This is a genomic window from Pseudomonas sp. P5_A12 (genome assembly GCF_056400685.1).
The window spans coordinates 1-6,463 of the sequence record NZ_JBFUKU010000293.1 but is presented as its reverse complement, the minus strand read 5'-3'; the positions used below and the strand labels follow the sequence as shown (position 1 = coordinate 6,463).

Annotated in this window: 5 protein-coding genes; all 5 read left to right on the top strand. The window is 59.1% G+C overall.

Translation table 11 applies throughout. From position 1 onward, the window contains the following. Window positions 1-2,106, top strand: a 2,106-nt coding sequence (locus tag AC1DSG_RS25835; protein ID WP_477793420.1) for a phage tail tape measure protein, incomplete at its 5' end; no start/stop codon positions are given. After that, entirely contained in the window at window positions 2,103-2,582 is a 480-nt protein-coding gene (locus AC1DSG_RS25830; protein WP_477793419.1) for a DUF1833 family protein, read from the top strand. The genes AC1DSG_RS25835 and AC1DSG_RS25830, both read left to right, overlap by 4 nt. Then, window positions 2,579-2,959, top strand: a complete 381-nt coding sequence (locus tag AC1DSG_RS25825) for a nitrite transporter (protein ID WP_477793418.1) — start codon at window positions 2,579-2,581, stop codon at window positions 2,957-2,959. Before AC1DSG_RS25830 ends, AC1DSG_RS25825 begins: the two co-directional genes overlap by 4 nt. Next, the gene (locus AC1DSG_RS25820; protein ID WP_477793417.1) at window positions 2,956-5,958 is read left to right on the top strand and encodes a host specificity factor TipJ family phage tail protein; all 3,003 of its coding nucleotides are present in this window, start codon (window positions 2,956-2,958) and stop codon (window positions 5,956-5,958) included. Before AC1DSG_RS25825 ends, AC1DSG_RS25820 begins: the two co-directional genes overlap by 4 nt. A 9-nt stretch (window positions 5,959-5,967) precedes the next feature. Beyond that, complete coding sequence (locus AC1DSG_RS25815; protein ID WP_477793416.1) at window positions 5,968-6,432, top strand: hypothetical protein; 465 nt, start codon at window positions 5,968-5,970, stop codon at window positions 6,430-6,432. Window positions 6,433-6,463 lie beyond the last annotated feature (31 nt).

The window sequence follows — 6,463 nt, the reverse complement described above, 5'->3', positions numbered from 1 at the left end:
GAGCATGACAAGCTGGCGGATATATTCAAGGATGTGAACGACAAAGTCGGCGACTTTTTGCTCAATGGCGGCGGCGAGTTGCAGGACTTCTTCACAACCATCGCGCCTAAAGTTGGTGTGACGGCCGATCAGTTTCGGAATCTTTCGGGTCCCCAGGCATTGCAGCTGTTCGTGTCCAGTCTGCAAAAGGCAGGGCTCAGCCAGGCAGAAATGACGCAGCAAATGGAGTCGTTGGCGAACGATGCCACATTGCTTCTGCCTCTGCTGCGAGACAACGGTGCCGCGTTCAAGGTGCTGGGCGATACAGCGCAGCAAGCTGGCGCGATCATGGACGAGAAAACCATCAAGGCTACTCAGGGCTTGGCGGCTGCCAGTTGGCTCGCAGAGCAATCCCTAGCCGGAATCAAAAATCAAGTTGCGGCATCGCTAATGCCGACGCTGAGCGATTATGCGGACATTCTTTTCGGTCTGAGTAAGGACACCGCCTCGGTTGCTGTGCTTTCCGATGGCCTCAATGCCATTCTCAAATTTACTGCGAAAACTGCGGTCGGCATTGCGTACACCTTTGAGCTGCTAGGTAAATCCATAGCTGGCGTTGCTGCGATCGTAGTAGGCGCTTTTGATGGGGTGGATTTTTCCAATCCGATCGATGCAATCAAAAAAATTGGCGAAAACTCATCCCGGATGGCGTCAATCGTTGGCGATGATCTGGATGGGATGGACAAAAAATACAACGACCTTTGGGGGCGAATCGACCAAGCGGGCTCGAGCGGACAGGCAAGCGGGCACCTGAAAGAAATCGTTGATGCGTTGAATGGAGTTGGCGCGGCGGCGGGTCCGGGCACTTTTAAAGCTCTGACCAAGGATCAGCAGGATGCAGCCAAGGCGGCTGAGGCGACTGCGAAGAAATTGCAGGGCGTCTTCGATACCACTGAAGAGGGCTACGAGCGTCAAATTGAGCTGATCAATACGTCAAACGATGCCCGGAAAGATGCGACTGAGATCGCCAAACTTCAGTTTGAGATCGAGTCCGGCAAGCTTGTTGGTATCAATGCTCAGCAACAGAAGCGCCTAGAGGGACTGGCTGCTGAACTGGACGGCTTGAACAAGCTGAAGCAGGCCAATGAAGACGCCGTAAAACTGGCCACCTTCGGGGATACGCTGAAGGACAGCAATCAAACAATCAAACAAGGGTTTGAAGTTGAGCTGGCTGGTGCTGGCTCAGGCGACAAATTCAAAGAGCGCTTGCAGACCAATCTGGAGATTCAGCAGGACTACAACAAGCAGGCCGCTGATTTACAGAAACAACTCAATGGGGGGGACATTACCCAGGAGTTGTATGACAAAGAAACCGACATGCTCAGCGAGGCTCTCGCTGAACGGATGGTGATCCAGGAGGACTATTACAACCAACTTGATGACGCCCAGAGCAACTGGATGGATGGCGTTGGCGATGCATGGAATAACTACTTGGATCAGAGTCGGGATATCTCAGGCCAAACCAAGGATATGTTTACCGAGGCATTCGCCGGAATGAATGACTCGCTGTACAACTTTGTAACGACTGGGAAGCTTTCGTTCTCGGACTTGGCGTCGACATTCGGTGAGACCGCACTTCGAATGCTCATTCAGTGGGGAACGGCTCAGGTTGCGATGGCTGCGCTGAACGCATTCACCTCTACCGCAGCAATCCCGGTGGTTGGTCCGCTTGCTGCCCCGGCCGCAGCGGCTTCTGCAATGGGGTCCGCCGGCAGTTTCATGGGCATGATTAGCTCGGTGGCGGGCATGGCGCACGACGGCCTCGACTCGGTACCGGAAACCGGAACCTGGCTCTTGCAGAAAGGTGAGCGCGTAACCACCGCTGAGACGAGCGCCAAGCTTGACCGGACGCTTGAGCGCGTTTCTCGGGATGAGGGTAAAGGCAACATGGATGTCGCTGTCCACAACTACGCCGGCGCCCAGGTGGAGACGCAGCGTGACGGTGATCAGATGAAGATCATCATCAAACAGGCCAAGCGCGAAATCGCTCGCGATCTGGCCCAGGGTAACGGCGAGGTCACCCGCGCGCTCACCAGTGGTTATGGGTTGAGGAGGACGGCGCGATGAGCATCCTGAAAAGGCTGTACGCAAGTGCGGGTCCTGAAATCATCCATGAAGTGCTGCAGATATCCGACGGCCTCACGACCTACTACATGACCAAGGGCTGGGATCCCCTGATGGTGATGCTGGAGAGCGGCGGCATTGTGACGTGCACGCCGTGTGGAATGGACTTGGCCATCCCGGCACGCAATGACGATGGCACGCAGGATCTGAAATTTGCCTTGAGCAACATCGATGGCATTGCCTCTGCGTTTATCCGTTCGGCCTTGGCCGCCGGGCGCAGCATGTCGTTGGTCTACCGGGTCTATACCTCCGACGACCTCGGGGCCCCGGCCCACGCGCCCCATCGTTTCAAGATCAAGTCCGGCACCGTAACCGCTACCCAGGCATCGATCACCGCCGGCTATTTCGATCTGCTCGACACCGGCTGGCCGCGCAACACCTACAACCTGAATAAATTCCCAGGGCTTCGCTACCTATGAACCTCGAAAAATACACCATCGGCCAGTACGTCGAGGGCGGTCGACTGTGGCCGCAGGTTGACTGTTATGGGTTGGTGCTGGAGGTGCGGCGCGACTTGGGTCTGCCCGATTGGCCGGAGTGGTCCGAGATGCGCAAGGCAGATGGCGGCTTTGCCCGGGCGTGCGATGACATGATCCAGCGCACGGTCACACCATGCGCGCCTGGGCATGGCGTTGTTGTCGCTGCTTACCGTGGGAGCGTTCAGGATCACGTCGGCATCGTCGTCGAGATCAATGGCGCGCTTGAGGTGCTGGAGATCAACCCTCGCCGCAACGTCAGCTTTACCCCTATCCGTCGTTTCGAGCGCCGGTTTGTCCGCGTGGAGTACTACCGATGATACGTATCTATCCAAGCCGTCTGGAAGGCGAGCCGCTGGAAAGTCACGTCATCCCCGCACCGATTCTGTTCGTGGAGTGGCTGAAGGTTCAGGCTCCTGAATTCGACTTGGACCGCGAACACCCGATCTGCGCCGAGGTGGATGGCGTGACCCTGCCGGTGGATCAGTGGGCGAGCTTTGTCGTGCTGCCTGACACCGACCTGCGCATTTACCCTGAAGCGCGCGGCGTAGGTGCTGCGGTTATCGCCGCTTGGGCTGCCGTGGCGATTGCCGCCGTGGCACTGGTGATGGTCTTGACCATGAAGACCCCGGACATGACACAGCCGGGCCAGGGTGAGTCGATCGACACCAACCCGGCCAAGGCCAACCGGGCGAAAGTGAATGAGCCTGTGCGCGAGATCCTTGGTCGCAGCAAGGTCTATCCAGATTACGTGGTGCAGCCGGTGTCCCGCTTCGTCGACAAGCGCGAGATGCATACCACGCTGTGCCTGTGTGTCGGCGCCGGCGATCTTTCGGTTCTGACCAGCAGCATGAAGCTCGGTGACACCCCGTTGGCGGCCTTCGGTTCGGACGTGTCCTACACCATTTATCCACCTGGTGCGGATCTTTCAGGCGATCGCCGAGTGGAGAACTGGTACTCGGTCGGAGAGGTGGGCGGTACCGACGCCGGGACCTCTGGCTTGGACACTGCGTCAACGGCCTCGGGTGGATCCTCTGCGATGGCCGATGCGCTGGTGTTGGCTGGTTTAAGCGTGAGCCTGGCTGGTGACAATCCTGAGTTTCCAGACACCTGGGCCGTCGGCACCACCGTAACGCTGAAAGCCCCCAACACCTACGTGGTGACCAGCGTCGGTGCCTATGATCAGGTCGGCGGGCCGCTGGGTGATCTGGCACCCTTTGTCGGGATGAAGGTCACGCTGACCAGCGACGTGGATTACGACCTGGTGGTTGCGGGCTACTCGCCGTATGTGGCGCCAGTGCCCGGGGTGGGCGGCAGCCCTTCATCAGTGCTGGGCGCATCCTCTCCAACCACTTACGATTTCAGCACCGCGGCGGTTGTCTGGACCATCACCTATCAGGGCGACACTCGCACGCTTTCGCTCGCCGCCAACTACGTGAACATGAGCGGCGTGCTGTCGGCGATCACCGCACAGCTCGAAGGTATGGGCCTGACCGCTCAGGATAGCTCGGGCCGCCTGCTGATCGCTGAGCCCTACAGTCCGTATCAAGGCGGTGTCCTGTCACAGTCGAGCGCACCGGTTGCTCTGTTCGGTGTGAGCCCGGTCTACACGGTGGGTTCTGCCTCATCGGGTGGTGTTCCAGAACAGGCCGCCTACATCACCTTGCGCTACGAAAACGGTGAGCCGTTTGCTGGGCTCGCTGATGGCGCGCAGCGGATGGCTCTCGGTTATCGCGGCCACCAATACGAAATCACCAGCCTGGATGCGCTGACGATGGAGGTACAACGCCTGACCGATGCGGGTGTTGTTGATGCGGCATGGGCAGGTTTTGCGGCTCGCACGCTGCTCGACTTCTCCCTGGGTTCCGACGATACCGGGTCGCTCAATTGGCTCGGCCCGTTCATGGCCACGCCAGAGCAGGAACTGACCAATACGGTCGAGTACGACATCTACATTCCRTCGGGCCTGGCCTGGTACAAAAGCAACGGCCACCGCCGGGCGGGTACGGTCAACATCCATGTGCACTGGCGTGACGCTGAATTGGGCGGGGCATGGAACACCATTCTGCACACGATTACCGAGAGCACAGAAGACGGCATCGGCTTCACCTTCTCGTTGACTCTGCCTTACCGGATGCGGCCACAGTTTCGCGTTCGCCGAGGTGAGCCCCAGACGGGAGGGACCACGCGTGACACTGCTTACTGGTACGGGCTTCGCTCAAAGCTCGCGACTCCGACGTCCTATGAGGGCGTCACGATCTTCGTGGCGGATATCCGGACAGGCGATCGCTTGGGGGCGCAGTCGGATCGGCGCGTCAGCATGGTGGCTGAGCGGCTGTATGACGGCGGGACGCCGCGGTCAATCAGCCATGCAGCGCTTCTCGTGGTCGACAGCCTTGGCATTGACCGCAGCGAAATAGATGTGGATCAGCTCAATAACCTGGAGGCAGGCTATTGGACGCCGCGCGGTGAGACGTTCGACTTCGAATTTACCAAGCAATCAACGGTGCGCGAAGTCCTGCAAAAGATCTTCGCTGCCGGCATGAGTCACCTGACATTGACCGATGGCCTGATCAGCTCTATCCGCGAAGGCGTGCAGACGTTCCGGGGCACGATCACCAACCACGAAATGAACACCGAGCTCAACGCCAGCTTCACGGCTCCCAGCCCGGATGACTTTGACGGCGTCGACGTGAAGTATCTCGACCCACAGACCTGGTCAATTGAGACGGTTCCGTGCCGGATGCCTGGAAGCCTCGGCCTGAAGGTGGAAACACTGGACCTCGATGGCGTGCTGGATCGCAACCGTGCGTGGCGCATCGGCATGCGCAAGTTGCGCAAACACCTCAACCAGCGATGGGCTTACTCGGGCAACACGGACTTGGAAGCGCTTTGCTATGAGCGCCTGGATCATATTGTGCTGGCTGACGATATCCCCGGCACCAGCCAGTCGGCGTTGATCGTCGATGCACAGGTGGTTGGCGCGGTGGTCGTGCTGGAGGTGACTGATCCACTGGACTGGAACGTGGAAAATCCGCGCATCCTGATACGTCGGCACGACGGCTCGGCCACGCCGCTGATCGCACCGACTCAACTGTCGGACTACACGATGAGCATTCCGGCCAGTGCCCTGGACTTTGACCTGATCACAGACCTGTCGATCGAGCCGGCGCGCTTGCTGTTCGCCGCATCCACGCAAGTGGGCTACAGCGCAATGCTCAGCGAGATCGCTCCCGACAGCGACGGAACGTGCAGCTTCACTGCGATCGAGTATCGCGACGACTACTACGCCGATGACAACGGCCTCGCGCCTAATTAAGGACTGCTGATGATTGCCTATCCGGAGGGATTGCCCCTGCCGCTGCGGGACGGTTACGGCTTCGAGCCGGTCAGCCCGCTGCTGCGGTCACAAAAAATGAGTGGGCGCGCTGTGCAGCGGCGCCTGTATAGCAGCGTTCCCACCGAGGCGTCAGTGTCGTGGCTACTCAGCGATGAGCAGACGCAGCTGTTCGAGGGGTGGTTCGAACACGTCCTGATCTCAGGGGTAATGTGGTTTGAGGTTCGCCTGAAAACGCCGCTGGGACTGGAAACATACGAGGCCCGGTTCAAAGAAATGTACTCGGGGCCGACGCTGGTTGGCGTGAGTCACTGGCGATTCACCGCGGTGCTTGAGCTGTTCCAGCGGCCAGTTGTTGATGCTGAGTGGGTGTTGTACGCCCCTGAGTACATCCTTATGTCCAGCATCTTCGACCGGGCGATGAATCAGGAGTGGCCTCGCCACCTCGACGAATAAACGCCCAGTGATGGCCGGCCCTGGTCTTCAC